This window comes from Microbacterium luticellae (genome assembly GCF_050408645.1).
Taxonomy (GTDB): domain Bacteria; phylum Actinomycetota; class Actinomycetes; order Actinomycetales; family Microbacteriaceae; genus Microbacterium.
In genome coordinates this window covers 171,753-193,860 of sequence record NZ_JBNTKE010000003.1, presented here as the reverse complement: position 1 = coordinate 193,860, position 22,108 = coordinate 171,753, and the positions used below count along the sequence as shown (strand labels likewise).

Sequence of the window (22,108 nt, the reverse complement as noted above, 5' to 3'; positions counted from 1 at the left end):
ATCGTGAGGGTAGCTGTCTGCGCAGCAGTGCGCTTGGCAGCGCGTCGTTGGATCCTGGGATATTCGGACGAATGCGCTGAGATCCCAACGCGGCGTGATTTTATTCTCATGCGCGACAAGTCTGAAGCTGTTGATGATCGCTTTCGAGCTTGGTAGAACTGCGAAGATAGCGGTTATATAACGGCTAGCTAACGTTGCTTTGCGTCAACACGTTTGACCATTTTATCGTCACATTAATCGATTGACTTGCAATGTCTATCCATCATCAATCGTTTGATGTCGAAGGAGCTACGCGTGATCACGTTGAAGGACCTGGCCGCCGAGGTGGGTGTTTCAGCCTCGGCAGTGTCGCTGGTTCTTAATGATCGACATCAAGGACGTGTGAACGCTAAAACAGCTGAGCGGATACGCACAGCGGCGGCCGATATGGGATATATCCCCAACGTCTTGGCTCGTGGATTACGCACAAAGAAGACACACACCATTGGACTGCTCTCAGATAATGTGGCGAGCGTCCCATTTGCTGGTCGCATGCTCGAAGGGGTGCAGAGCGTCGCATGGGAGGCGGGCTACCTTGCACTGATCGTTGAGACCACGGGCCGCCCCGAACTTGTTTCACAGTCGTCAAAGTCTCTGTTGCAGCGAGATATCGAGGCTGTCGTGATTGCCGCGGATTACCATCGCCCGGTTGAGCTTCCGGTGATCCCGCCGACTATCCCTATCGTTGTGCTGGATGGCGTAGCGCCATCCTCAGCGATTGCCGATAACGTCGTTCCCGACGAGGCAGGCGGCGCTTATTCGGCAGTGCAACACCTGATTGAAGCAGGCCATCGTCGAATCGGTTATTGCAATGTCGGCGGTGATCGCTTCATTGCATCCGGGCTTCGCTTTTCCGGATATCGCAATGCCCTCGCCGATCATGGCATCGCTCTCGACCCAACGCTTGTGGTTGACCTGCCGGATCCCGGTACTTCCCGAGCAGTCGCGCCGATACGAGAGCTGCTCTCGTCGAAGAATCGACCCTCCGCACTATTCTGCTTCTCCGACCAAATAGCCTTTGCCGCTTACCAAGTCTGTTCAGACCTCGGTTTGAGAGTCCCCGACGACCTTTCAATCATTGGTTTCGACAATCAGCAATTCATCGCTGATGCCCTACGCCCGGGTTTGACGACTGTGCAACTACCGCATCACGCGATGGGCGCGTGGGCTGCTCAGAGGGCGCTTGATCGAATCCATGGCGCAAGTACCGGGCCGCCTGAAACCGCGCGGATTTCCTGTCCACTTATAGAACGAGCGTCGGTCGCACCACCGGCACACTGACCAACATCCAATAGCTTCCGGTAGCAGCGGGTCTCTACCGGTACCCGGCGCGCACGCGCGTCACACACCACCCCACATATGGAGGAAGAGAATGGCAACCATTAAAAGGAGTGCAAAACGCTTAGCAATCGGCATCGCAGCCGTTGCTGCCGCTGCAGCCTCATTGACGTCATGCAGTGCATCGGAAGGCGCCGGCAGCAGCGACACGTTCACCATCTTGCAATATGAGAACCCAGAATCTGCACAGGGGCAGGGATGGCAATTAGCGTTGGAGATTTTTAAGAAAAAGCATCCTGACGTCAAAGTCGACTACCAGACGACCAGTTTCGACGCTATGCGTCAGAACGCGAAAATCACACTCACGGGCGACAAAGTTCCTGACGTGATCGAGTTCAACAAAGGGAATGCTGATGGTGGGCAGCTCGCAGGGCAGGGCCTACTAACGCCTCTGGATGAGCAAGTCGAAGAGTACGGCTGGGACAGCAAGATCACCGGCGGTATGCAAGCATTCGCGAAGTACAACGAGCAGGGACTCGCCGGTGACGGTGAATGGTATGGGGTGCCGAACATCGGCGAATACGTGATGTTTTACTACAACAAAGAGCTATTCGCAGAAGCCGGTGTAGAAGAGCCAACTACACTTGCCGAGTTTGAAGCAAGAATGGACAAACTCATTGCTGCGGGTGTCACGCCAATCTCTTCCTCGGCGTCGACCAGCCAAGGGTTCAACCAAATGTGGGTGTGGTACTCGCTTGTTGCAGCAGAAGCTGACCGCACCACTATCGACGACTTCATGTTTCTCCGGGAACCGGTTGATTTCAGCGCTGCGCCGTGGAAATCAGGGGCTGAGCGCTTCCAGTCTTGGATTGACAAAGGTTATGTCGGTGAAGAGCTCGGTGGCCTCAACTTTGAGCAGGCCACTGTGAACTTCCTCAGCGGTGATAAAGCCATGCTGATCTGGAACCAAGGAGAGTTCGCGCGGATCCGCGAGCAGGCAACGTTTGACTGGGGCTACTTCACGCTGCCAGGCGCAAACATGCAGATGGGATCAAGCGGCCACTTGTGGGGCGTGCCAGCTAATGCAAAAAACAAGGACCTGGCATACGACTGGATCGACATCACGCTGAGCCAAGAGGTCCAGAACAAGATCGGTCAGCTTGGTGGCTTGCCTCTGGCTGGCGACGCATCGACGATCGAAGATGATCTCACCCGTGAATACACGGAGAAATTTAACGCTCTTCTCGAAGCCGATTCGCTCGCCTTCTACCCCGACTATCCTGTGCCCGGCTTCCTCGACTTCATTCAGTCGAACATGCAGGCCATGTCTAATCGGAACGAAACCGCCGACGAGTGGACCGCAAAACTGCAGAAGTTCTATGACGAAGGCCGTGACGCGGCTATAGCTGGCTGAAACATTCGGGTGGGCCGCCGACTGCGCGCGGTCCACCCGAATATCGAAAGGAGAAGTCTCATGTCTTCCGCTGCCACGTCGGTGCGTCGCTCACTGAGCGCCCGAGCCTCATACTGGCTTTACTTGATCCCCCTAACCGCCGGATTCATTGTGGTGGTAGCCGCACCGTTCGCTATGAACGTCTACACCAGCCTGTTCCACTGGAAAGGCGGGCAGGCTCCCATGCGATGGGCAGGGTTCGAGAACTACACCAATCTATTTGGCGACCGCACGTTCTGGCTCTCGTTTCAGAACAGTCTCGCGATGATTGTCGCGATCACGGTCATCCCAACTGTGATCGGAATCCTGCTAGCAGCTCTGCTATTTGACTACCTCGGTCGTCGTTTCGGTGATCGCGCAGTAGCAGTACTGCGAGCTACCTACTATGTTCCTCAGATTCTCCCCATCGCGGTGGCTGGGTTTATCTGGGCTTGGATTCTCGATACTCAAAAGGGGTCAATAAACCTTGGGCTTAAAAGTCTAGGCATTGAACGGGTGCCCGATTGGCTGGGTAACCCGGACATTGCAATCTATGCGGTCATGCTGATGCTGGTGTGGCTACAGATCGGTTACCCCGTGGTGATCTTCATGTCTGCTCTTCAGAGGGTCGACCCCGAGCTTTATGAAGCGGCTGAACTTGACGGAGCGGGTTGGTGGAGACGGTTTCAGGCGATTACGATTCCCCAGATTCGTCCCGAAATCTTCGTTGTCGTACTCACCGCAACGATCGCTGCGCTGAAGGTCTTTGCCCCGATTCTGATCCTCACTGGTGGTGGGCCTGAAATGTCTACCACGGTCCCGTCTTATTACGCCTACCGCAACTTCTTCGAACTATCACGAGTCGGGTATGGCTCCGCAATCGCGACTGTGATGTCGGTCGTAATTTTCATCGTTGCCATACTGATGCTCGTTTGGCAGCACCGTGATACCCAGAAGGAAGGCGCCTGATGGCTACCGCGACTTTGCTCAACCCCACCAAGTTTGATCGCCGTCGGCCAGCACGTCGCACACCGATGAACTGGGCGATGCTCGTTCTTGCCGTACTCATTGCGATAGTGATGGCATCGCCGTTTCTGCTGCTTGTACTGAACGCATTTAAGACCGGGGCGGACTACTCCGCACACGGGCCACTGGCATGGCCAACAAGTTTCTCGCTGGACGCTTTCTCGAGCTATCTAGAGAGGGTCAATTTCATGCGAGCGTTGTGGAACTCAGTCCTCAGCTCGACGATCATCGCGTTTGCAGGTACTGCACTCGCATTGATGGCCTCGTATGCAATCGGGATTGGCCGAATCCGTGCGCACACTGCAATAACGGCCATTCTGCTGGTGGCGACGATGATTCCACACGAAGCATTGATCTACCCGCTCTTCTATGGTGCGCAAGCAACGAAAACACTGAACACAGTGTGGTCTATTGTGATCGTCTTCACGATCCTCTGGGCAGCGTACGGTACGTACATCTTGTCGAGCGTGATGTCGACGTTCCCGCAGGAGATTCTCGAAGCCGCAGCGATTGACGGTGCGACTCGGTGGAAGATCCTCTGGTCGGTTGTCTTCCCCATCGTGCGGCCAACGCTCTCGGTGCTCGTGGTGTTCATCTTTATCTGGTCATGGAATGAGTTCTATATCCCACTGATCCTTCTTGCAGATCCCGCATCACAGACCGTTCCCATCGCACTGTCCACTCTACGGGGGCAACACTCGATTGATATCACCGTGGTGAACGCAGGATCGCTGCTTTCCCTGATACCTACTCTTATCTTTTTCCTGATCTTCCAGCGCACGATCAGCCGCGGTGTGACCGCGGGCGCGGTGAAGTAACCCCACTGGTACGAACAGAAACGAGACCTGATGACTGAATGGAACCGTCTGCGCAACGACGGATCACTGCGCAGCCACGCTATTAACGCAGAAAACCCTACGGGAGCCCCAGGCTCTGCGGGAACCGCGAGTTCGAACCTCGGTGCCGGGCGAAAAGGGAGCGCCTGGTACGAACTTCCCGCAGGCGGGTCAGTAATCCTTGCAGATATTGAGGGCCCTGGCGTCATCCGCCACATATGGATCACAGTCGCTGATAAGACCGACGCCGGGCCGTTCGTGCTTCGAGACCTTGTACTACGAGCTTGGTGGGATGGTGCTGATCATCCACAGGTTGAGGTGCCACTGGGGGACTTCTTCTGCAATGGTTTTGCTACCCGAGCCCTGGTGACTTCTGAACCGATCACAGTTGCACCCACAGGAGGCATGAACTCCTACTTCCCCATGCCATTTAGAACAGGAGCGCGCCTCGAGATCAGCAGTGAACACGACGGCGATATCGGCCATGTGTTTTTCCAGATCGATTACACGACTGGGGATGATTTCGATCATTGGCCTGGATACTTCCATGCACAGTGGCGCCGAAGTAACGGGACCACAGCACTGGGGGAGGACCATGTGGTCCTTGACGGGGTAGAAGGCACTGGTACTTACATCGGGACTTATGTCGCCTTGGCATCGCTACAGCGCTACTGGTGGGGCGAGGGGGAGGTCAAGTTCTTTATTGACGACGATGACGCACTTCCCAGTTTGTGCAGCACGGGACTAGAGGACTATGCGGGAGGGGCATGGGCTTTTCAGGACGCATTACGGGCTGATCCGGAACCAACACCGATCACGTTTAGCGCGCCATACTTTGGATACCCGTACGCGAGTGCCAAGGATGAAACGAAAGCCTCTGACTTCTGGACGCCGATGCTACCCATGCATGCGGTGTACCGTTGGCATCTTCCGGACCCTATCTTCTTCCAAGAACGACTTGCCGTCACCCTCCAGCAGATAGGCACCTGGCAGCACGGCCTGTTCGAACGATCAGACGACATCGCAACCACTGCCTACTGGTATCAAACAACGATCGGTGAAGCGTTCCCCGAACTCCCGGCAGCACAGCTGCGTCGGCCTCGCTAAAACTATGCACTTGTGCTGCCCTCGCGACGCAAGGATGAGGGCAGCACAGCTGTCATCTGCGATCCGCACTGCGAAATGACACTCAGGAACCGTCTCCGTTATGTCGCTAAGCGTGATGAATTAACTCAGGAGTTCAACGTGAATAAGAACACAGCTCGAAGGACGATAGTAACTCCATTGCGATCGGTCCCCGAGATTCTGGTGATTGGTGAAGCACTCATCGACATTGTTCACCGGGCAGACGGATCAGTGGAAGAAGCTCCGGGAGGGAGCCCCGCAAATGTTGCTGTGACTCTCGGCCGACTGGACCACGCACCGCTTCTCGTCACCGCGTTCGGTACCGATAAGCATGGCGAGATCCTTCGAAAATGGCTGGAGGAATCGTTAGTTGAGGTACAACGATTACCTCGAATCCGCACGGCAACCTCTGTTGCTGATATCGGCGTGGACGGCTCCGCTAGCTACCAATTTGATCTGGAGTGGTCGTTGCCAACAGGTCTCGCCATAAACACGCACGGGATTGTACACACGGGGTCTATCGCAAGCTATTGTGCGCCCGGCGCTGACGTAGTCCGAAAAATCATCCAGAATATGCGAGCCAAGGCGCTTGTCACGTACGACCCAAACATTCGCCCATCGTTAATCGGCGACCCCTCGCTTGCGCGACTGAAGGTAGAAGAACTAGTTGCGTACTCTGATGTCGTGAAAGCAAGCGATGAAGACTTGCTGTGGCTATATCCAGATATTGATCCGGTTGCAGCAGCTTCTGCGTGGCAGCGCACCGGACCAGCAATCGTCGTTGTTACACAAGGTCCGGCAGGAGCGACAGCCGTCTATTCTGGCGGCACGGTTACGGTGCCTGGTGTATCTACGACTGTTGTCGACTCCGTGGGCGCTGGTGACACTTTCATGGGCGCAGTAATTCATGGGCTACTCGAGGCTGGGTTTTGTGACGCTGCCTCTCGGGAAGCCTTGCACGCAGTGGAACCAGAGATACTTGCTCAATTGCTTCGCGTTGCCGCAACCGCTGCCGCTGTGACCGTATCGCGACCAGGTACAGACCCGCCCCATCGGCTGGAACTCGAGCAGAATGTGCTCTCCAGTTCGGGACAGTCCGATGATCCGGATGCGGCATGTGGAAGTGAGGGCGGGGGAGGAGCGGGTGTGTAAATAAATGCATCCTCGCCCTGTCCATTCACGACTTTTTATGAGGGCGAACCAGAACAAGGTTCGAGGCGCTGCATGGCCCATCGCTTTCTCAGTACTATGCGGGTATGAGTCAGCCTCCCCAGACACCTCAGGCCTTCCATCAGCACCAGATTATTAAGCCTCCGAGTAACGGAATGGCCGTCACCTCTTTGGTGCTCGGAATCGTCGCCATTGTGGTGGGAATTTGGTCGTTTGTTCCGATTCTCGGTCTCATCGCAGCTTTTTTCGGTTTTCTGCCCGCCGTGCTCGCCGTAATATTCGGGCACGTCGGTGTGAAGAACTCGAAAACCAGCGGAGTAGGCAAAGGCGCGGCAGTCACCGGGCTTGTGCTGGGCTATGTGACGCTCGGAGTGATCCTTCTCACCGTGGTGCTATGGATCGGAGCCATTGCCGCCAGCACAGCCTCGCTCAACTGACGTCAGTAGCGAGCGGAGCAGACGCCTCTTCTCGCAGCCCGAGCGCGATGGCCCCAGCGACGGGCGGCTCGTCAAACAGTTGCACGTTCGCCTGGGGCACGCGCTGCGCCACCTCGTCACAAAAAGCACGGAACAGTCGCGGCTGGTGAGTAATAACACCACCCGCGCACACCACAACACTGGCATCCGCACCGCGCGCGACCGCCCGCTCAACATCGGTAGCAAGCTCTGCAGCAGCAGCATTGATCACGCCGGATGCCAGTGCAGAACCAGCATCGGCTGCCCCAAACACCAGCGGGGCAGCGCTCGCCCAATCCGTGATCACCGGGGCATCACCCAGCCGATAAATCAACTCTGTCTCGTCGGGCACCCCAAAATGGGCAATAAGGCGCTCGCCTAAAATCTCGCGGCTCAAACCCTCGTCCCGGCGGGCAAGCACATGCTTCACCGATTCCCGCACAAGACCGGGCGCGCTCGCCGCATCACCCAGCAGCCACCCAAAACCACCAATGGCAAAAGGCGGACGGCCGGCAAAGACCGCAACAACAATCGAACCCGTGCCAGCAATGACCGCAAGGCCCGCATCATTGCCCGTCGCAGCAACCAGCAGCGCCGCATCGTTAACAACCGTCACTGGGCCTGCGCGCAGCGAACCAAGATCAGCGGCAAACGCTTCACACGCTTCGGCAGTGTCGCACCCATGCGCACCGACCACTAATCGAGCAGCATCCGAAACCTCTGCGTCGCTCACAAGCTCATGCACAAGATTGTTTAACCGAGAAGCATTATCGGGGTCATCAAAAAGACCCCCGTTGCGCCAGTCAGTGCTCGGCACCACGAGGTCACGTTGTGCTCCGGATGCTGCGCGTGAGCGAATGTGCGTTTTTGTGCCGCCAATATCAACGCCAACAATCACGCGATTTCTCCTGCCATGGCGCATCCACACGACTCCCGCACCTGCAACTGTGACTGATGCCGCAGCACAACAGGTTGTTTCAACTCTCCGCGAATCGCAGCAAGCACCGTCTGCGCGGCGCTCACACCCAAATCGGCGCGGCTCACCGACACCGACGTCAGCGACGGACTCCACAGCGCCGACTGCTCCACGTCGTCGAAACCAATCACGCGGCAGTCAGAGATCTGCATAAAACCTGAATCGCGCAGAGCACGCAGCGCACCATATGCAACATTGTCACTGTTGCACACGAGCCCCTCGGGTGGTGCCGACGTTTCGAGCAGCGTACGAAACGCTCGATACGACTGCGAAGTCAACTCAATATGGTTGCCCTGCCAGATCGGTTCGAGTGTGCCACCGGCTGCTTCGACCGTGTCACGAAAACCGTTGAAACGCTTCTCGCCCGCACTGCCTGGCGCAGTGTTACCGAAAAATCCTAACCGGCGGCACTCATGCACCTCAATCAGATGACGGGCGGCTGCAGCACCACCGTCGTAGTCCATAGAGCCCACATACGACACCTCGGGGGCATCAAGCTCACGCGTCAACAACACAACCGGCATGAGCTCATTAACCTCGCGTATGCGTGCTACATCACTGCCCGGGCACGGTACTAACAAAACACCATCTGCCCGCGACTCTAAAAGCCGGGTCAGTGCGTGCTCCTGCTGTTCAAGATTGTCGAGCGTATTAACGACAACAACGAAATAGCCCTGCTCCGAAAGAAACTGCTGTACAGTGGCCGCGATCTCGCCAAAGAAAGGGTTACGTAAATCAGAAACAACGAGTCCGATAATGTACGACCGTTGCGTGCGAAAACTGGCCGCATTCCGGTTGTACACGTACCCGAGTTCTTGCGCGGCCTTCAGCACCTTCTCTCGCGTGTGGTCGGCCACCAGCGGAGAGTTCGTCATCACCAGAGACACTGTCGCGCGCGACACATCGGCGGCACGAGCAACATCGAGCATTCTCACCGGTCTGGCGGGACGCCGACCAAGAGAATCATGCGCCTCGTGCTGTTGCGCCTCAGAACTCATTTATCGTGCCGTCTCTCGCCTTGCTGGTGTTTCCCCACCATCATCATGCCTGACCGGGCGAGGCGGCGGAGAAATTGGGCCACGAAGCAGTGGATCATCCGTCGACCGCATCCACTGCATGAGCGCTGCATCCAACTCATCAATAACCAACCGCGCGGCGCTCTCACCCGCCACATTCACTTTCTCGGCGGGGTCGGCAGCGAGATCGTAAAGCTCACGTTCTGCACGAGCCGCAAGATGCTCATCACCCATACCACGGCGGGTCATACTCTGCTCGAGGTCGAGCGACAGTTTGAGTCGGGGCAGACCCTCGCCAAAGTTGCGAATGTACTTCCACCGCGCGCTGCGCACCGCCCGAATCGGGTCGTACCCGTCGTGATAGGTCTTCTCAAGAAACAGCAGGCGGTCGGCAACCCGCTCATCGGCGGCATCCGGAACATTATTGGGCTGCAAGTGCGGCAGCAGGCTCTCGCCCTCAAGCTCGTCAGGCAGTTCTTCGCCGGCTAGTTCGAGCACCGTTGGCACAATATCAAGGTGGCTCACCTGCGCAGAAACACGCCTCGGCGATGCACCCCACGGAGCAGGGGGCCGCACAATAAAGGCCACCTCAACACCCGGGTCATACAGTGTGCCCTTGGCGCCAGGGAATGCCGCACCATGATCCGTCGTAAAAATGACCAGGGTATTTTCGGCATCCGGATGCTGCGCAAGGGCCTGCAACAGGCGCCCCACATGGTGATCCATAAAAGCGATCGAGCCATACATCGCCGCAATGTCTTCGCGGCTTTCTGCAGTATCGGGTAGATAATCCGGAACCTCAACGGTCGACGGATCGACGGCGGGGTAGTCGGCCGAAGCCCATGGCCGATGCACCTCCCACAAGCCCACGGCCAGTAGGAATGGTGCCGAGTCGTTACGGTCAGCGAGCCACTGCACCGATTCGTCGACAACCGCGTCGGCATGGGGCAAAAAGCCCACACCACCCACGTGGTCAAACCCGAGCACAAGGGGATCGGGGTCTTCGTGCTGCAACCCGATCAATGCCGTGTCGTACCCCGCGCCCGACACAAGTTCGGGAAGAGTGCGCACACCGGGGCGGTAACGCCACCCCGCATGCGCGAGCCCCATCAGGCCGTTCGCATGCGGTGAAAGCCCCGTGAACAGCGACGACCGTGCGGGAGTACACAGCGGTGCCGTAGAAAACGCCTTCTCAAAAACGATGCCTTCATCGGCAAACTGCTGCAGATTCGGGCTCGGCACCGACGGCTTGTCGTAGCAAGAAAGCCAGCGGCCGAGGTCGTGCACATGAATGAGAACAATATTGGGTTGCGCCGGTTTCATCCCTTCACCGCACCCTGGGTGAGGCCAGCCACAATCTGCCGGTTGGCAAGAATCGCAAGCAAAATGATCGGGATCGCCGTGATAACACCAATCGCCGCCATCGGGCCAAACTGCAGAGCCTGTGGTTGAACAAAGGTGGCAATACCCACGGTGATAGGCGATTGGGCCCCACCCGACGTGAACACCAGACCGAACAGAAACTCGTTCCACACCTGGATGGCAATAAACACCGAAACAGCACCCACGCCGGGGCCCGCCAACGGAAGCATCACGGTGAGGAACGTGCGGGTCTCGCTCGCGCCATCGATAGCCGAAGCCTCACGCAGTTCAATCGGCAAAGTGTCGAAATAGAACTTCATAAGAATCGTCGCAAACGGCAGATTAAACACCGTGTTGAGCGCGATCAGGCCCCACAGGCTGTCGAGAAGACCCAGGTTGAGCAGCGTGACATAGAGCCCCGGCACAAGCGTCATCGGCGGAATCAGCTGCAACAGTGCTGCGCCACCCAACACCGAATACACAACCTTGTTCGACCAGTTCAGCTGGCTGAGCGAATAGCCCGCAAGGCTGCCACACGCCAGACAGAGCAGCGTCGCACCCGTCACAATGATCAAGCTGTTGACCACCTGCTGCCCATACGCCGAACCAGGGCTGAAAAGCTGCTCGAAGTTATACAGCGAGAACTTGAGCGCAAAACCGGGCTCGTTAATGGTGCGCGGGGTTTGAAACGCAATATAGGTCATCCATGCCAACGGAATCAGAATGAGCGCGGTGGCACCCACAAGCACGGTGCCGACAAAAAACCGACCCATACGGCTATTGGTGCTGTGCGATTTAGTCATTACGAATCCTTGTAAAAAGCGAGCGACCAGCAACGCCAATAATGAGAGCGAGCAGCACAGAAACGATGACCACGATGCTCAGGGCAGAGCCATAACCAAAATCGAGCCGGTCAAAAAAGACGGTGCGAATGTACAGGCTGATCACAGTTGTCGAAAGGCCCGGGCCACCATGAGTCAATAGATACATTTCGTCGAAGACCTTGACGCTCATGATCAGGCGAACAGCGGCCACTCCGACAATGGCGGGCGTAAGAATAGGCAAGATCACCGAACGAATGATCTTGAGGTAGCTGGCTCCGTCGACCTGCGCAGCCTCAAGAATCGATGAATCGATCGTGCGCAGCGCCGTGTACACCAGCAGATACACCAGCGGAGTCCAGTGCCACACATCAACAAAAATGATGCTGGCCATCGCACCCGCCGGGTCACCCAGCCATGTCTGGCCCTCGAGACCGAACACCCGCAGCGCCTTGTTAATGAGACCCAACTGCGGGCTCAGAATGAGCAACCACAGCACACTGATCACGACGGGGGCAATCACGGCCGGCCAGATAAGAATATTCTGGAAAAAGGTTTGACCGCGAACAACACGGTCGGTGATGAGCGCCATCATCACACCGAGAAAAACGGTAATGAGAACGGCCGCGACGATAAACACAATGGTGTTGCCGATCGTGACCGGAAAGATGGGGTCTTCGAGCATTTTGGCGTAGTTGTCGAACCCGACAAACGACCAGGTGAGGTTGCCTTCAAAAAGCTGCACCTTGCCGAACGACGTTTTGATGAGCTCAAAAATCGGGTAAGCAACGAACGCGAGGGTCAACACCACGAGTGGTGCAAGTGTGACGTACTTGAACCAGGGGAAAGGTTGGCGCCGCTTGCGGCGGGGAGCCGAGCCTGTTGACTCTGACCGGCTCCCCGCTTCAAGGCCGCGCGATGCGCGTGCGGTGGTCATTCTTGAAGATATCCTGCCTCGATCGCGAGCCGCCGCAGTTCTTCCTGCATGGTCGCGAGCGCTTCGTCGTGAGAGATCTGGCCGGTGACTGCTTCAGCAATCACGCGGTCGGTGGTCTCATACATTTGAGTGGCGAACGGGAATCGGGGCGGAGCCAGAAGGTGCTCTGAAGACTCCTTGAGCTGTTCGATCGCGGGGTTGTCTGACTCAATGTCGGTGCGAACAGGAACACCACCGAATTCGGTCCAGGCCTGCTGTGCTTCTTTCCCGGTAATCCAGGTGAGGAAGTCGTAGGCGGCCTGCGTGCGAGCCTCGGGCAAACCGGCAGGAATACCCAGCGCCCACGCGCCACTGTGAGGTGTCTGGCCGGGCATGAGCGCATAGCCGATCTTGCCCACGACAGACGACTCGTTTTCGTCTTCGAGCGCGGTTGCCACCGAAGAAACCAGGTTGCCCTGCAGTGCAGTACCACCCTGCATGACGGCCGTTGCTTCAGCCTGACCCATGGTTTGCGGTGCATCCGGGCCCAGTTCGGTCAGCTCTGTGAAAAGCTCAAGCGCTTTCTTGGCTTCGGGGGTGTCGAGAGCGGGCTCCCAGTCTTCGGTGTACCAGTCACCGCCCATAGCGTGCAGGTAGGTCGTGAAGTCGAAACTTTCACCCTTCAGTCGCACGACGTAGCCGTAATCGACCTCACCGGCGTCCATTGCGGCCTTGCCGTTAGCAATGACCTCATCCCACGTGGTGGGAACATCGAGGCCGAGTTTGTCATACACGTCGGTGCGATACATGAACTCTTGAACAATGCCCATGATGGGCAGCGCGTAGGGGGTGCCGCCCTCTTCGGTCAATCGCTTGTCGGCGTTCCATTCACCAATACCGGCAAAGCTAATAACGTTTTCTGGCCAGGTGAAGTTTTCGTCGACATCGGTGAGTTTTTGCACCCAGCCGTCTTCATAGAAGCGACCGGTGTCAGCCTCGGCGATCTGGTACAGGTCGAAAGTGTGCGACTGGTTGCGAACATCGTTGATCTGCTGCGTGCGAAGCCCGTCGAACGGGTATTCCTTGAGCGTGATTTTGATGCCTGTTTCGCGCTCGTATTCGGCGGCGATCTTCTTGTAACTGTCCAGCCACGGCGAAACGTTGGTGGGGATGATCAGTTCAGTGACCTCGCCCTCTGCACCTCCGCCACTGTTGTTGGCCGAGCAGCCGCTCAGTACGAGAGCCCCGGCCGTAATGGCAATGGCTGCCCGAATCAACGGCCTCCGAGATCTGCTGTTTTTCATGATCCTCCTTGATCTGCGATTGCTTTAGATCGATCTAAACCGTATCGTAGCATCGAGCACCGGAGAAGTTGCAACCGTTGTGAGGGCACAAAATCCTCGTTTTTTGCGACCCGGATGCTAGCCGTTCAGACTCATTGCAAGGAGTACCCATGCCCCTCACCCGGCCCACCACCACGCTTCAGCCGTATGCCGGTCTTACCGCCTACGCGGGCGATCTGCACAACCACTGCGGTATCAGTTACGGGCACGGGTCGATCGAAGAGGCATATGCCAACGCCAAGCAGCAACTCGACTTCGCTACGGTTACTGGGCATGCCGCGTGGCACGATATTCCGCGTGAACCAGCGCACGTGTACGACTACCATCTTGAGGGTTTTGCTCGGCTCGCGTCGCAGTGGGATCACGTGCAACAGGTCACCGAGAACGCACACGTCGACGGCGAATTTGTTACCTTTTTGTCGTTTGAGTGGCACAGTCTCACCTACGGTGATCACTGCGTGTACTTTCGTGCAGGCCAGGCGCCGCTCGATATTTCGCAGGCGCAGTCGCTGGAAGAACTGCGTGAAAAGTTGAGGGAGTTTCAGAAACAGGGCATTCCCGCATTCGTTTTGCCCCACCACATCGGTTACAAGAACGGCTGGCGAGGGATTAACTGGGACACCTATACCGAAGAGCTCTCGCCGGTCGTTGAGATCGTTTCGATGCACGGTAGCGGCGAGAACGAGCCCGGCCCGCGCCCCTACCTGCACACCATGGGTCCGCGTGATGGCGCAAGCACCGCGCAGTCGGGCCTTGCTCGTGGCAACACTTTTGGTTTTATCGGTTCAACCGACCACCACAGTGCACACCCGGGCAGCTACGGATACGGCAAGGCCATGGTGTGGGCAGACAGCCTGACGCGAGAAGGAATCTGGGATGCCATTGCCGCACGTCGCACCTATGCTGTGACCGGCGACCGCATCATGCTGGCAACCTCGGTCAACGGCGCACCGATGGGTTCGGTCATCAGTGCGCAGGGCGAACGCCACATTGAGGTTGACGTATTGGGTGGCGACCAGATCGACTACGTCGAGGTGCTGCGCAACAACGAAATTATTGCGCAGGCACGCCCGACCGCCAAGCACACGACAGAATTCAACGGGATGCTTGCCGTGAGCGTCGGCTGGGGCGAATACGGCGTCGAAGCCGATTGGGATGTCACGATCACCGTGCAGGGCGGCCGCATCGAGTCGGTCGACCCGCGGCTGCACGGAGACGACGTGGTTGACCCCACGAGAAAAGCCGGTGAATCAACAGGCGAATCGCTCAGCGACTGGCGCCTGGTCGACGACCACACCATCACTCTGCGCACCCACACGAGCGGAAACCACACGGTGATGACCGACTCGACGCAGCAGCTGGGACTGCATGTTATTGGCGACGATGACACGGTCCTTGAAGTCGTAGCCAATGGCACTCGTGTGGAGCGCACCGTGGGCCAGCTGCGTGCTGGTTCGCACTCGGAGTACACCGGCGGGTTCTTGAGTCCCGCCATTTTGCTGCACCGTGCCGCGGACCACGCGCAGCGGTCCGTGCAGATGAGCTTTACCGACCCGGGCAGTAGCGACAGCACCCGTGACTGGTATTACGTGCGAGTGCGCCAGGTCAACGACCAGTACGCGTGGAGCTCGCCCATCTGGGTTGAGCGAGCACAGTAATCGCGCACAGAAATCGAGCAACTAAACGGGTATTTCAAAGAGGAGCAGACTATGACGCAACGGCGCCCCAATATTGTTCTTATTCTCACCGACGATCATGCCTCGCATGCCATAAGCGCATACGGTTCGGTCGTGAATAAAACTCCGCATATCGACGCCATTGCCGAGCGCGGCCAGCGTATTGACAACTGTTTCTGCACTAACGCACTGTGCACACCTTCGCGGGCATCGATTTTGACGGGAACCTATGGTCACGTCAACGGCGTCACGACGCTTGCGACACCCATGGATGCCGCGCAAGAAACATTCGTTTCACACCTGAGGGCCGAGGGCTACCGCACAGCGATTGTCGGAAAGTGGCACCTGGGCGAGGGGCCCGACCATAATCCGCAGAACTTTGATTATTGGGCCGTGCTGCGCGACCAGGGTGAGTATTTCAACCCGTTGATTATCACCGAAGATGGCGAGCAGGTTATCGAGGGTTATGCCACCGACATCATCACCGACCTGGCGCTTGCGTGGGCTCGCGAGCAGCCCGATGACCAACCGTGGTGCCTGCTCATTCACCACAAGGCTCCGCACCGTTCGTGGGAGCCCGATGAGGCTCACGCCGGAATGTACGCTGATCAGCAGATTGCCGTGCCCGACACCTTCACCGACGACCATGCCACACGCTCGAATGCTGCTCGCCGTGCGGTGATGCGCGTGAGTGAAGACCTCAACCTGCGAGACCTGAAGCAGCTTCCGCCCGCGCACCTGCACGGAGAAGAGCTTGCGCTGTGGAAATACCAGCGTTACATGGAGGACTACCTGGCCTGCGTCGCCTCGGTCGACGACAATGTCGGCCGTGTGACCCAGTGGCTACGCGACAGCGGCAACCTCGACGACACACTGCTCATGTACACGTCTGACCAGGGGTTCTTCTTGGGAGACCACGGCTGGTTCGATAAACGGTTTATGTACGACGAATCGATCCGGATGCCACTGCTCATCAGCTACCCGGCGCGCATTCCTGTGCGCACCGAACCGTTGACGCAGATGGTCACCAATGTTGACTTCGCGCAAACAATTCTTGAGTGTGTGGGTATTGAGGCGAGCCCCCGCATGCAGGGTGTGAGCTTCTGGCCGCAGCTGACAGACGAGCCCGACGCTCCCACGCGCGACGCGGTGTACTACCGCTACTGGGAAAACGACGATGGCCAACACCGCGTGCTCGCCCACTATGGTGTGCGTACAACCCGTTATAAGCTCATCTATTTCTATGGCGATGGCTTGGGGCTGCCGGGCACGTCGGGGCGGTCATTCGCGCCCGAATGGGAGCTCTACGACATGCAGACCGACCCTGATGAGCTCACCAATGTCTACTTCGACCCGGCCTATAACGATGTAGTGGACGAGCTGACAGCACAACTGTGGCGACTGCAGGCTGAGCTCGGCGACAAGCCCCACCACACACAGGCGGTGCCCACGTTGATCGCTGAATCTGCGTAGCATCCGGAAAGCTTCCCCAGCAACCGCTAACGCGTTACGTTGTAAAGCGAGTAGAGCGAACGCAAGGGTCAAGGGAGAACAGTGCGTGCAACAGCAACCTTTACGGTAGAAGCGTTCACCCCGCTCGACGTCACGATCGACGGCGCACCAGAAACCGCAACGCCCGTGGGCGTCTCGCAGATAAACAAGCGCTATGACGGCGAAGTGTCGGGCACATCAACCACCGTATTTACTTATGCGAGAAACCCCGAGACAGGGGCCGGCGCCTATGTCGCCATGGAATCATTCGAAGGCAGCCTGCACGACCGCGCCGGAACCTTCAACTTTATGCACTCGGCAACAACCACCGGAGAAGACCGCGCCAACGAGTTCTTTCTTATCGCCCCCGCGAGCGGCACCGGCGACCTTGCCGGAATCGAAGGCACTGGTGGAATCACCATCGACGCCGACGGCACCCATCACATGTGGTTTGACTACGAATTTTCGGCTTAGCGCTACTCTGCTCCCGCAGGTTTCATTGCCCGCGGATGCGTATAGTCACGACCTGGCTGAAAGAGAGAAATGCCTGAAGTACAAGTCCAAATCTCGCTGTATAAGAACCGCTGTTTCCAGTGCGGTGAACCATTCTGGTGGGTGCTGTGGATGCGTGCCATCTCGCCGGAGCCAGATAATGCAATGCAATATTGGCCGGGCAGCATAGACGAAGACGACGGGGTGATTCAGCATTTTGCTATGCCGGTAGTGGTGGAGAATCCGGATGCTGTGCACACGGCCCAGCGGCTATTAGAAAACCTTGGACAAAAAGGGCGGGCACGGCAGCTGGTCGATCGTCCGGCACGTGCGCGGGGCGCGTCGTACAACGCTAATCAGTGCCCTCGTTGCCGTCACGTCGCGAGCTGGCACGACCTGGATCACCTGGTGATTGAAGCGGCGCACGAAAACAGACTGTTCCATCTTGGGCCGGCCCCGGTGTCACTCCGTGAATGGATGCGCGTCATAGCGGCACAGCACAACGTTCGGGGCTTTTAGCTAGTCACGTCGCCGCTGGCGCGGAGGCGGAGGCGGTGGCACCTCTTTTGCGGCAACGATCGTTGAGCGCATAACAGTGACTACGCCACGTTTACCGTCGACAGTGAGGGACTCTTTGTCGGCGGCGAGCAGCATGCCTAAAGCATCGGTGGCACGACCATCGGGCAACAGGTATCGCACAACCACACGCATACCCGGCACAAGATTAACCACACCCGATGATAAACCGACTCTGCACTGCAAGTGCTGTGTTGCGGAGTGCAGTGGCATGTATGGCACAGCACGGAGGGGGCCACACGCGTGACCCCCTCGATGTTGTGTACCGGCTACGCGGCTACTTGCGGTGTTCGCGGTAGTAGGCCAGTAGCGCCTGGGTAGAGGCGTCTTGGTCGTCGATCGCTGCCTGGTCGCCTTCGATAGCGGGGGCGATTTGTAGTGCGAGTTGTTTGCCGAGCTCGACACCCCACTGGTCAAACGAGTTGATGCCCCACACCACGCCCTGCGTGAAGGTGATGTGTTCGTACAGGGCAATAAGCTGACCCAGCACGGCCGGGGTGAGTGCAGGAGCAAAAATCGACGTGGTGGGGCGGTTGCCACTGAAGGCGCGGGCAGCCACCAGTGGGCCAGTCGTGCCCTCGGCCTCTACTTCTTCGGCCGTCTTGCCGAATGCCAGCGCCTTTGTTTGCGCCAAGAAGTTCGCCAAGAACAGCCCGTGCACGTCGCGGCCATCGTCGGCGAGGGGGTAGGCGGGGTTGACGAAGGCAATAAAGTCGGCCGGGATCAGCCGCGTGCCCTGGTGAATCAGCTGGTAGAACGCGTGCTGACCGTTGGTGCCGGGTTCGCCCCAAAACACTTCGCCCGTGTCGGTGGTGACGGGTGTGCCATCCCACCGCACCGACTTACCGTTCGACTCCATGGTCAGCTGCTGCAGGTAAGCGGCAAAACGGTGCAGTTGCTGCGCATACGGCAGAATCGCGTGCGACTGTGCGCCCAAGAAGTTCACGTACCAAATGTTGAGCAGACCCATGAGCACCGGCACGTTCGACTCCAGTGGCTGGGTGCGCACATGTTCGTCAACAGCGTGGAAGCCCGACAAAAAGTCGCTAAACGCCTGCGGGCCAAATGTGATTACCAGCGCCAGACCAATGGCCGAGTCGACCGAATAGCGGCCACCCACCCAGTCCCAAAAACCAAAGGCGTTATCGGTATCAATACCAAATTCGGCGACCTTGTCGAGTGCGGTAGAAACGGCCACAAAGTGGTGCGCAACAGCATTCGTGCGGCTGTCGTCGTTATCGTCAAGAACACCGGATGCCGCAAGGCCATCCCACAGCCATTGGCGTGCCAGACGTGCATTGGTCAACGTTTCGAGGGTCGTAAACGTCTTCGACGCCACAATAAACAGCGTGGTCTCGGGGTCGAGGTCGGCAGTTTTTTGGGCCAGGTCGGTCGGGTCGATGTTTGAGATAAAACGGGCCTCGATACCGGCATCCGCATAGGGCTTGAGTGCCTCATAGACCATGACAGGCCCGAGGTCAGAACCACCGATACCGATGTTGACTACGTGCGTCACCTTTTTGCCGGTCACGCCCTGCCATTCGCCCGAGCGTACGCGGTCGGCAAAGGCCGACATTGCGTCGAGAACCTCGTGAACATCGGTGTCGATGTCTTGCCCGTCAACGGTGAGGGCGGGCGCGGCACCGGCGGGGCGGCGCAGGGCGGTGTGCAGCACGGCGCGGTCTTCGGTGGTGTTAATGTGTTCGCCAGCCAGCATGGCTGCATAGTGGTCGGCGACACCGGTCTGTTCGGCCAGGCGCACCAGGGCGGCAGCGATGTCGTCGGTGACGAGGTTCTTCGACAGGTCAACCCGCAAATCGGCCAGGTCAAACGTGAGTTTTGTGGCGCGTTCGGTGTCGTCGGCGAACCAGCCGCGCAGGTTGGGTGTGAAATCTTTGTGCAGGGCAGTCAGTTCGGCCCATGCATCGGTACGGGTGGGGTCGATCGGAGAGGTCATACCAATAAAGCTAGCGCAGCCGCACACGCCCGGCATCGTGCTGGCCGCTCGTGTTTTACGAGCGACGATCGTGTTTCACGTCACGACCCTGTTTCGCCGATTGACGTGGCGCACGTAAACTGTCGGCATGCCAGTGGTGATTTCGGTGCTCACTCTCGTGTTGATGATTGTGGCGTTGATAGACGTCATCACTCGCGACGACAGCCAGATTCGTTACCTGCCTAAATTTGTGTGGATTCTGCTGGTCATTATCTTGCCGTTTGCCGGCTCGCTCATTTGGTTTCTTGTGGGCCGCGAATGGAACGGCGAGGGGATTCGGATGCCGCAGCTGCGCCCGCAAACTCGGGGCGCAGCCCCGCACACGCCCCGGCCGTCGCAGGCACCGGCCGCACCGATGCATCCGGCAGATACTCGCAGCACCGAGCAGCAGATTGCTGACCTTGACCGCGAGATTGAAGAGTGGCGTTTGCGTGCCGAACTTGAAAAACGCAAGCGCGAATTGGGTCTCGACGGCGACGACAGCACCGACAAATAACCTAGCCGCGCAGGGAACGCTGCACGGCCTCGTTGAGGTGGGGGTGGCGAAAAACGTATCCGGCGTCGGTGAGGGTTTCAGGTATCACCCATCGGCTTTTAAGAATCAGCTCGGTCTCGGTGCGAATACCGATCGCGCCGATTTCGAGCATCCACCGCGGCATGGTGAGCCCCCACGGCATGCCCACTGCCCGGCGCACGGCGGCCATAAACCCGACGTTGTCGGAGGGGTTGGGTGCTACGGCGTTGATGGTGCCTTCCCAGGCGGGTTCTTTTTCAAGAAAGTCGATAATGCCGACGACGTCGTCGAGGTGAATCCAGCTGAACTTCTGTCGGCCGCGCCGGGCACCTGGGTCGTGAGCTGTTCCTGCTTGGCGGCGTTTGCGGCTCACCGGCCACCAGCCGTCGTATTGTGGCCCGCCTAGGCCCAGTCGTGCGAGGCGAAACAGGGGGGTCAGCACCCCACCGTGCCCGAGCACGATCGCGGTGCGCAGTGCCACACGGCGGGTGTGGGGCAGGTCGTCGGCAAACAGCGCGCGCTCCCATGCTTTGGCCACCTCGACCGAAAAGCCCGTACCAATTTCGCCCGTTGATTCGGTCATGGGACGGTCTTCGGCGTGCCGATAGATGGTGGCCGTCGACGAGTTTATCCATAGCGGTGGCGGATTCTTGGCGTCGCGAATAGCGGTGCTGAGTGCCGCTGTTGTGTCGAGGCGTGAGCGAAAAATCTCGGCCCTGTTCGCCTCGCTGTACCGGCAGTTGACGCTTTTACCGGCCAGGCCTATGACGAGTGCAGCACCGTCGACTGCCTGATTGATGCCTTCTTGGTCGTGCCACGAGAGGTCAGCGTTGCGGCGCGAGATGGTAACCACTTCGCGGCCGAGAAGTGTGTAGTGTTCGACGAGTCTTTGGCCGATGAATCCCGTGGATCCTCCCAGCACGACACGACCCGGATGAATGGGGTTAGTCATGGGTTTCCTGTTCGACGCGGTAGGTAAAGTGTCCGTCGTATTCGTAGATGCGACCCATGATAGGCATGTCAACCGTGAGGCTGATGTGTTGCTGCGAGACGGCGTCGTCCCAGGCTTCCGTAATCCGGATGCGGGGCGCTATCCACCGCGGAATGGTCAGGCGTAGTCGCCCCCAGCGCAGCCCCATAGCGGTACTGGTCATCAGGAGGTCGCCGTGCTCGACTGCGAGCGAGAACGACGCTCGCACCAGACCCGGCTCACCGAGCTCGTCGATGAGGGTGCCGCCGGTTCCAGCGACGATCGCATCGCGCATTGTCCATGCGCCGCGCGGCAGGTGAAAGGTTCTTTCGGCCAGACGGCGACTCGCGATCGACCGGTTTTCTACCGTAAACGGAATCTCGGTAGCCCAGCCACCGAACACCACACCGCGGCGAGCAAAAATATTCAGCAGTGGCCGCAGCCATACCTTGCGGGTGCCCGCGGTATGAAATACACCTTCGCCCCGGCCGACAGCACCGTGCGGTAGCGGGCCAAAATAGGCGCGCAGCTCGGGGTGCAGCCGGTGGATGCGTTCACCCAGCACACGAACATAGGGTGAGCGAGGTACGGCAGGCAT

At 58.2% G+C, this 22,108-nt stretch carries 22 protein-coding genes; 12 read left to right on the top strand and 10 right to left on the bottom strand.

Features of this window, described 5'->3' with window-relative positions; translation table 11 throughout:
• Positions 1-294: 294 nt before the first annotated feature.
• The 7 genes from ACQUSW_RS09555 (at position 295) to ACQUSW_RS09525 (ending at position 7,343) form a co-directional block, all read left to right on the top strand.
• Complete coding sequence (locus tag ACQUSW_RS09555) at positions 295-1,320, top strand: LacI family DNA-binding transcriptional regulator (RefSeq protein WP_428932066.1); 1,026 nt, start codon at positions 295-297, stop codon at positions 1,318-1,320.
• 91 nt (positions 1,321-1,411) lie between these two features.
• The gene (locus ACQUSW_RS09550; RefSeq protein WP_428932065.1) at positions 1,412-2,731 is read left to right on the top strand and encodes an ABC transporter substrate-binding protein; all 1,320 of its coding nucleotides are present in this window, start codon (positions 1,412-1,414) and stop codon (positions 2,729-2,731) included.
• 60 nt (positions 2,732-2,791) lie between these two features.
• Complete coding sequence (locus ACQUSW_RS09545) at positions 2,792-3,718, top strand: carbohydrate ABC transporter permease (RefSeq protein WP_428932064.1); 927 nt, start codon at positions 2,792-2,794, stop codon at positions 3,716-3,718.
• Entirely contained in the window at positions 3,718-4,593 is an 876-nt protein-coding gene (locus ACQUSW_RS09540; protein ID WP_428932063.1) for a carbohydrate ABC transporter permease, read from the top strand. Before ACQUSW_RS09545 ends, ACQUSW_RS09540 begins: the two co-directional genes overlap by 1 nt.
• A 30-nt stretch (positions 4,594-4,623) precedes the next feature.
• On the top strand, positions 4,624-5,718 hold the full coding sequence (locus tag ACQUSW_RS09535) for a glycoside hydrolase family 172 protein (RefSeq protein WP_428932062.1): 1,095 nt from the start codon (positions 4,624-4,626) through the stop codon (positions 5,716-5,718).
• A 177-nt stretch (positions 5,719-5,895) separates the two neighbouring features.
• Entirely contained in the window at positions 5,896-6,888 is a 993-nt protein-coding gene (locus tag ACQUSW_RS09530; RefSeq protein ID WP_428932061.1) for a carbohydrate kinase family protein, read from the top strand.
• Between the two features lie 104 nt (positions 6,889-6,992).
• A complete protein-coding gene (locus ACQUSW_RS09525) occupies positions 6,993-7,343 on the top strand; it encodes a DUF4190 domain-containing protein (RefSeq protein ID WP_428932060.1) in 351 nt (116 codons plus the stop codon).
• On the opposite strand, the gene ACQUSW_RS09520 is transcribed toward ACQUSW_RS09525, so the two are convergent.
• Genes ACQUSW_RS09520 through ACQUSW_RS09495 form a run of 6 tightly spaced genes read right to left on the bottom strand, consistent with a single transcriptional unit; the run spans position 7,336 to position 13,756 of the window.
• Positions 7,336-8,259 (bottom strand): N-acetylglucosamine kinase, encoded by a 924-nt coding sequence (locus ACQUSW_RS09520; RefSeq protein ID WP_428932059.1) that lies wholly within the window; start codon positions 8,257-8,259, stop codon positions 7,336-7,338. The genes ACQUSW_RS09525 and ACQUSW_RS09520 overlap by 8 nt on opposite strands.
• Positions 8,256-9,335 (bottom strand): LacI family DNA-binding transcriptional regulator, encoded by a 1,080-nt coding sequence (locus ACQUSW_RS09515; RefSeq protein WP_428932058.1) that lies wholly within the window; start codon positions 9,333-9,335, stop codon positions 8,256-8,258. Before ACQUSW_RS09515 ends, ACQUSW_RS09520 begins: the two co-directional genes overlap by 4 nt.
• A complete protein-coding gene (locus ACQUSW_RS09510) occupies positions 9,336-10,676 on the bottom strand; it encodes a sulfatase family protein (RefSeq protein WP_428932057.1) in 1,341 nt (446 codons plus the stop codon).
• A complete protein-coding gene (locus ACQUSW_RS09505) occupies positions 10,673-11,518 on the bottom strand; it encodes a carbohydrate ABC transporter permease (RefSeq protein ID WP_428932056.1) in 846 nt (281 codons plus the stop codon). The genes ACQUSW_RS09510 and ACQUSW_RS09505 overlap by 4 nt, the downstream gene beginning before the upstream one ends.
• Complete coding sequence (locus ACQUSW_RS09500; protein WP_428932055.1) at positions 11,511-12,473, bottom strand: carbohydrate ABC transporter permease; 963 nt, start codon at positions 12,471-12,473, stop codon at positions 11,511-11,513. The genes ACQUSW_RS09505 and ACQUSW_RS09500 overlap by 8 nt, the downstream gene beginning before the upstream one ends.
• Positions 12,470-13,756, bottom strand: coding sequence for an ABC transporter substrate-binding protein (locus tag ACQUSW_RS09495; RefSeq protein ID WP_428932054.1), 1,287 nt, complete (start codon positions 13,754-13,756; stop codon positions 12,470-12,472). The genes ACQUSW_RS09500 and ACQUSW_RS09495 overlap by 4 nt, the downstream gene beginning before the upstream one ends.
• 149 nt (positions 13,757-13,905) lie before the next feature.
• Between ACQUSW_RS09495 and ACQUSW_RS09490 the strand changes: the two genes are divergently transcribed.
• The 4 genes from ACQUSW_RS09490 to ACQUSW_RS09475 all read left to right on the top strand — a co-directional run bounded on the left by ACQUSW_RS09490 (position 13,906) and on the right by ACQUSW_RS09475 (position 17,973).
• Positions 13,906-15,453, top strand: coding sequence for a DUF3604 domain-containing protein (locus tag ACQUSW_RS09490; RefSeq protein ID WP_428932053.1), 1,548 nt, complete (start codon positions 13,906-13,908; stop codon positions 15,451-15,453).
• Between the two features lie 51 nt (positions 15,454-15,504).
• Complete coding sequence (locus ACQUSW_RS09485) at positions 15,505-16,944, top strand: sulfatase family protein (protein ID WP_428932052.1); 1,440 nt, start codon at positions 15,505-15,507, stop codon at positions 16,942-16,944.
• Between the two features lie 81 nt (positions 16,945-17,025).
• The gene (locus ACQUSW_RS09480; protein WP_428932051.1) at positions 17,026-17,436 is read left to right on the top strand and encodes a DUF3224 domain-containing protein; all 411 of its coding nucleotides are present in this window, start codon (positions 17,026-17,028) and stop codon (positions 17,434-17,436) included.
• A 69-nt stretch (positions 17,437-17,505) separates the two neighbouring features.
• Complete coding sequence (locus ACQUSW_RS09475) at positions 17,506-17,973, top strand: hypothetical protein (protein WP_428932050.1); 468 nt, start codon at positions 17,506-17,508, stop codon at positions 17,971-17,973.
• Here ACQUSW_RS09475 and ACQUSW_RS09470 read toward each other — a convergent pair whose 3' ends face one another.
• Together ACQUSW_RS09470 and pgi are read right to left on the bottom strand one after the other, a co-directional pair.
• Complete coding sequence (locus ACQUSW_RS09470; protein ID WP_428932049.1) at positions 17,974-18,186, bottom strand: putative acetyltransferase; 213 nt, start codon at positions 18,184-18,186, stop codon at positions 17,974-17,976.
• Positions 18,187-18,307: 121 nt separating this feature from the next.
• Positions 18,308-19,987 carry a glucose-6-phosphate isomerase gene (gene pgi / locus ACQUSW_RS09465; RefSeq protein WP_428932048.1) on the bottom strand — a complete coding sequence of 560 codons (1,680 nt, stop codon included), beginning with the start codon at positions 19,985-19,987 and terminating at the stop codon, positions 18,308-18,310.
• Positions 19,988-20,114: 127 nt separating this feature from the next.
• Here pgi and ACQUSW_RS09460 point away from each other — a divergent pair, with 127 nt between their 5' ends.
• Positions 20,115-20,522, top strand: coding sequence for a PLD nuclease N-terminal domain-containing protein (locus tag ACQUSW_RS09460; protein ID WP_428932047.1), 408 nt, complete (start codon positions 20,115-20,117; stop codon positions 20,520-20,522).
• A 1-nt stretch (position 20,523) separates the two neighbouring features.
• On the opposite strand, the gene ACQUSW_RS09455 is transcribed toward ACQUSW_RS09460, so the two are convergent.
• Together ACQUSW_RS09455 and ACQUSW_RS09450 are read right to left on the bottom strand one after the other, a co-directional pair.
• Positions 20,524-21,492, bottom strand: coding sequence for an epimerase (locus ACQUSW_RS09455; RefSeq protein ID WP_428932046.1), 969 nt, complete (start codon positions 21,490-21,492; stop codon positions 20,524-20,526).
• Complete coding sequence (locus ACQUSW_RS09450) at positions 21,485-22,108, bottom strand: DUF4166 domain-containing protein (protein WP_428932045.1); 624 nt, start codon at positions 22,106-22,108, stop codon at positions 21,485-21,487. The genes ACQUSW_RS09455 and ACQUSW_RS09450 overlap by 8 nt, the downstream gene beginning before the upstream one ends.

What these genes read in the sequence shown, in the direction of transcription:
- ACQUSW_RS09550 (WP_428932065.1), top strand. Translation starts at nt 1,412, where the DNA reads ATGGCAACCATTAAAAGGAGTGCAAAACGCTTAGCAATCGGCATCGCA.
- ACQUSW_RS09545 (WP_428932064.1), top strand. Translation starts at nt 2,792, where the DNA reads ATGTCTTCCGCTGCCACGTCGGTGCGTCGCTCACTGAGCGCCCGAGCC.
- ACQUSW_RS09540 (WP_428932063.1), top strand. Translation starts at nt 3,718, where the DNA reads ATGGCTACCGCGACTTTGCTCAACCCCACCAAGTTTGATCGCCGTCGG.
- ACQUSW_RS09535 (WP_428932062.1), top strand. Translation starts at nt 4,624, where the DNA reads ATGACTGAATGGAACCGTCTGCGCAACGACGGATCACTGCGCAGCCAC.
- ACQUSW_RS09525 (WP_428932060.1), top strand. Translation starts at nt 6,993, where the DNA reads ATGAGTCAGCCTCCCCAGACACCTCAGGCCTTCCATCAGCACCAGATT.
- ACQUSW_RS09515 (WP_428932058.1), bottom strand. Translation starts at nt 9,335, where the DNA reads ATGAGTTCTGAGGCGCAACAGCACGAGGCGCATGATTCTCTTGGTCGG.
- ACQUSW_RS09510 (WP_428932057.1), bottom strand. Translation starts at nt 10,676, where the DNA reads ATGAAACCGGCGCAACCCAATATTGTTCTCATTCATGTGCACGACCTC.
- ACQUSW_RS09505 (WP_428932056.1), bottom strand. Translation starts at nt 11,518, where the DNA reads ATGACTAAATCGCACAGCACCAATAGCCGTATGGGTCGGTTTTTTGTC.
- ACQUSW_RS09500 (WP_428932055.1), bottom strand. Translation starts at nt 12,473, where the DNA reads ATGACCACCGCACGCGCATCGCGCGGCCTTGAAGCGGGGAGCCGGTCA.
- ACQUSW_RS09495 (WP_428932054.1), bottom strand. Translation starts at nt 13,756, where the DNA reads ATGAAAAACAGCAGATCTCGGAGGCCGTTGATTCGGGCAGCCATTGCC.
- ACQUSW_RS09490 (WP_428932053.1), top strand. Translation starts at nt 13,906, where the DNA reads ATGCCCCTCACCCGGCCCACCACCACGCTTCAGCCGTATGCCGGTCTT.
- ACQUSW_RS09485 (WP_428932052.1), top strand. Translation starts at nt 15,505, where the DNA reads ATGACGCAACGGCGCCCCAATATTGTTCTTATTCTCACCGACGATCAT.
- ACQUSW_RS09475 (WP_428932050.1), top strand. Translation starts at nt 17,506, where the DNA reads ATGCCTGAAGTACAAGTCCAAATCTCGCTGTATAAGAACCGCTGTTTC.
- pgi (WP_428932048.1), bottom strand. Translation starts at nt 19,987, where the DNA reads ATGACCTCTCCGATCGACCCCACCCGTACCGATGCATGGGCCGAACTG.
- ACQUSW_RS09460 (WP_428932047.1), top strand. Translation starts at nt 20,115, where the DNA reads ATGCCAGTGGTGATTTCGGTGCTCACTCTCGTGTTGATGATTGTGGCG.
- ACQUSW_RS09455 (WP_428932046.1), bottom strand. Translation starts at nt 21,492, where the DNA reads ATGACTAACCCCATTCATCCGGGTCGTGTCGTGCTGGGAGGATCCACG.
- ACQUSW_RS09450 (WP_428932045.1), bottom strand. Translation starts at nt 22,108, where the DNA reads ATGCCTGCCGTACCTCGCTCACCCTATGTTCGTGTGCTGGGTGAACGC.